A 3,609-nucleotide genomic window follows, 5' to 3' on the forward strand; every position below is an offset into this window, starting at 1 on the left:
CGAACGATGACGCGCAGCCGTCACCGCCACATCCGCCACCCGCACACCCTCACGACCGGACAGCCAGGACGCCCAACGCCCCGCCTGCCCACGCAGCGCGGTCTCGTCACGACCCGACACCACCACCGGGAAGACACCGTCGTCGACGGCTCCGGCGGCCGGCCCCGTCGTCCCGGCGACCGGCGGTTCCTCAACGATGACGTGCGCGTTCGTACCGCTCAGGCCGAACGACGACACACCCGCGCGCCGGACCCGGCCCTCTTCCCGTTCCCACGGCGTGAGTTCGTCGACCACCCGTACCGGCAGGTCGTCCCAGGCGATGTTCGGGTTGCGCGGGGAGCTGTACCGGGTGCCGGGCAGGGCGTCCTTCCGGAAGGAGGCGAGCATCTTGCAGACACCGGCGATGCCGGCCGCCGACTCCAGGTGGCCGATGACGCTCTTCGCCGTACCGAGTCCGAGTTCCCGGCCCGGCTCGCGGCCCTCCCCGTACACGGCGGCCAGTGCCTGCACCTCGATCGGGTCGCCCAGCGACGTGCCCGTGCCGTGGCACTCGACGTAGTCGACGTCCTCGGTGGACAGGCCCGCCGAGCGGAGGGCGGCGCGGATGACCTTCTGCTGGGAGGAGCCGTTGGGGGCGGTGATGCCGCTGCTGGCGCCGTCGTGGTTGATGGCCGTGGCCCGGATGACGCCCAGTACCGTGCGGTTCTGCTCGATCGCGTCGGAGAGCCGCATGACGGCGATCACGCCGACGCCCTCGCCTCGCCCGTACCCGTCCGCCTCGGCCGAGAACGCCTTGCTGCGGCCGTCCGGGGAGAGTGCGTGCGAGCGGCTGAGGGCGATGAACGCACCGGGGTCCGTGAGGACCTGGACGCCGCCCGCGAGCGCCAGTTCGCACTCGTCGTTGCGCAGTGCCTCGCAGGCCAGGTGCAGGGCCACCAGCGACGACGAGCACGCGGTGTCGATGGACAGCGCGGGGCCCTGGAGCCCGAGGTGGTAGGAGAGACGGCCCGCGTTGAAGCTCGGCAGGGTGCCGGTCAGGGTGTACGTGTCCGGGGCGCCGTTCGGGCGGTACTTGCCGTACTCGCCCACGCCTGCGCCCACGAAGACGCCGGTGCGGGAGTCGCGCAGCTCGCGCGGGCGGATGCCGGCGTTCTCCAGGGAGTTCCAGGCGGCCTCCAGGAGCAGCCGGTGCTGGGGGTCCATCGGTTCGGCCTCGCGCGGCGAGATGCCGAAGAAGGCCGCGTCGAAGTGGGCCACGTCGTCGAGGAAGGAGGCGTGGCGGGCGTAGGTCCGGCCCTCGGCGTCCGGGTCCGGGTCGTAGAACGCGTCGATGTCGAAGCGGTCGGCCGGTACCTGGCGCACCGTGTCGCGGCCCTCGGCGAGCACGTCCCAGAGGCTGTCGAGGTCGTGGGCGTCGCCCGGCATGCGCAGGCCGACGCCGACGACGGCGAGCGGTTCGTCGGTGCGGTGCGCTGCGACGGCGGCGGCGGTGTCGGTGAGGGCGGGGGCGAGTTCGCCGAGCAGCCACTGTGCGGCGGCCGCCAGGTTCGGGTGGTCGAAGATCAGGGTCTTGGGTGTGATGACGCCGGTGCGCTTCTGTACGCGCACGCTGAGGTCGACGGCCATCATCGAGTCGAAGCCCAGGTCCTTGAAGCCGCGCTCGGGGTCGAGCGACGCGGGGTTCTCGGTGCCGAGCACCGCCGCCGCCTCTACGGCGAGCAGGGACCGCAGGTGGTTCTCGCGGGCGTCCTCGGCCAGGGCGAGCAGGGTGGTGCGCAGGGGGTTGGTCTGTTCGGCGGGGGCGTCCGCGATTGCTGCGCGGGCCTCGGGGACCTCGTGCAGGAAGGGGCGGTCGCCGCCCTCGGTGTACGCGGCGGCGGCCCGGGGCCAGTCGATCCCGGCGACGACGGTCGAGCCGCCGTGGTCGAGTGCCGCGTCGAGGGCGTCCAGGGCGCGTTCGGCGGGCATCGGTTCGAGGCCGATGCGGCGCAGTTGGTCCTCGGCGGCGCCGTGGGTCATTCCGCCGTCGGCCCAGGGGCCCCAGCCGATGGAGACGGCGGGCAGGCCCTCGGCCCGGCGCCCGGCGGCGAGGGCGTCCAGGGCGGCGTTGGCCATGGCGTAGTTGGCCTGGCCGATGTTGCCGAGGGTGCCGACGACCGACGAGTACAGGACGAAGGCGTCGAGGTCGCGGTCGCGGGTGAGTTCGTGCAGGTGGACGGCCGCGGTGAGCTTGGGGGCGGCCACGGCGGCGAGGGCCTCGGCGTCCAGGCGGTCGATGAGCCGGTCGTCGAGGACGCCCGCGGTGTGGAAGACGGCGCGCAGGGGTGCCTCGTCGCGGTCGATCGCGGTGAGGAGTTCGTCGAGCCGGCGCCGGTCGGTGACGTCGCAGGAGGCGAGGGTCACGCGGGTGCCCGCGGCTTCGAGTGCGGCGGTGAGTTCGGCGGCGCCCTCGGCGTCGGGGCCGCGCCGGGACACGAGGACGAGGTGTTCGGCGCCGCGTTCGGCGAGGCGGTGGGCCAGGTGGGCGGCGAGTGCGCCGCTGCCGCCGGTGATCAGGACGGTGCCCCGGGGGGTCCAGGGCCGTGCGGTCGCCGTTGCGGTACCCGTACGGCGCAGCCTGCGGACGAGGCGTTCGGCGGGGCGCAGCGCGACGTGCTCCTCCGCGCCCGGGGTGCCGTGCGCGGCGAGGGTGGCCAGGAGCCGGCGGGTGGTCGTCGGGTCGGGTTCGGCGGGCAGGTCGACGAGTCCGCCCCAACGGTTGGCGTGTTCGAGGGCCACGACGTGGCCCAGTCCCCAGGCGAGGGCCTGGGCGGGGCCGGGGGCGGGGTCCGTGTCGTGGGCGCGGACGGCGCCCTGGGTCACGAACCACAGCGGGGCCCGTACCGAGGCGTCGCCCAGTGCCTGTACGAGCGCGAGGCTCCGGGCGGCGCCCGTGGTCACGGCGGGGTGGCCGGGGTGCGGGGCGGTGTCGGCCGCGGTGAGGGCGAGGACGCCGCGCAGCGGTTCGTCGCCGAGTTCCGCGAGCAGGTCGCCGATCGACGCGGCGTACACGGCACGGTCGGCACCGGTACCGGGGGTTGTGTCCGTGTCGGCACCGGTACCGGGGGTTGTGTCCGTGTCGGCACCGGTACCGGTGGTCGTGTCCGTGTCGGCGGTCAGGAGGTGCGGGGAGGCGCCCGCGCCGGTCAGTGCCCCGGCCAGCTCTCCGGCGAGGGCCTGTGCGGCGGCGGGGGCGACGATCAGCCAGTGGCCGCGCGGCAGCGGCGCGGTGCGGGCCACCGGGGAGGGCTGCCAGGTCTCCTCGTAGCTCCAGTCGGCGACCTCGCCGGCCCTGTCCTGCTGTTCGCGCCAGGTGGCGAGGTAGGGCAGGAGGGTGGCGACGGCGGAGCTGTCGGTCACGCCGAGGAGTTCGGAGACGCGTTCGCTCTCGCCTCTGCCGACGGCCTGCCACAGGGCGTCATCGGCGTGCGGCCGTCCGTGGCCGGTGTTCCTGCCGGTGTTCCTCCCGGCCTTCGGTTCGATCCAGTGGTGCTTGCGTCGGAAGGCGTACGTGGGAAGGTCCACCGGCGTTCCGTCGGGCAGGGCCTTGTCCCAGGCGATGTCCTGTCC

At 74.3% G+C, this 3,609-nt stretch carries 1 protein-coding gene; it reads right to left on the reverse strand.

Annotated features, from left to right (window positions below):
• On the reverse strand, positions 1-3,564 hold a 3,564-nt coding region (locus tag ABZZ04_RS39280; RefSeq protein ID WP_356937032.1), incomplete at its 3' end, for an SDR family NAD(P)-dependent oxidoreductase.
• Between the last annotated feature and the right edge of the window lie 45 nt (positions 3,565-3,609).

Source organism: Streptomyces sp. NPDC006435 (assembly GCF_040612315.1).
Taxonomy (GTDB): domain Bacteria; phylum Actinomycetota; class Actinomycetes; order Streptomycetales; family Streptomycetaceae; genus Streptomyces.